The 279-nt window shown below is 45.5% G+C and carries 1 protein-coding gene; it reads right to left on the reverse strand.

The features are described 5' to 3' along the window. Positions 1–71 precede the first annotated feature (71 nt). Positions 72–279: hypothetical protein (locus MD536_RS21845; RefSeq protein ID WP_239603890.1), on the reverse strand; the 208-nt coding region annotated here is incomplete at its 5' end.

The raw sequence follows: 279 nt of genomic DNA on the forward strand, positions 1-279 counted from the left end.
AAAGCTCCAAGACTCAATGCTTTGGTAAGTTTGATCCTGTCTGGACTATGGATGATAGTTTCATCCCAGACCTACCAGCTAATGCCTTTAGCTACCTCCTGAACGAAGCTAAGTCCACTTGCTTCCTCCGTATCAAGCAAGCTCCAGACCAGAAGAGTGAACAACACTCCATCTCCCAACGTAGGAGAATGTCTCAGCAAGCTTGGAGAGTTAATGGTGGTATTCAGTATGGTGACTATGGTAGGAAGAGTAAGAAATGAAGACTTCCACTGTACCTGC

It is taken from the genome of Flavihumibacter cheonanensis (assembly GCF_022352215.1).
GTDB lineage: Bacteria > Bacteroidota > Bacteroidia > Chitinophagales > Chitinophagaceae > Flavihumibacter > Flavihumibacter cheonanensis.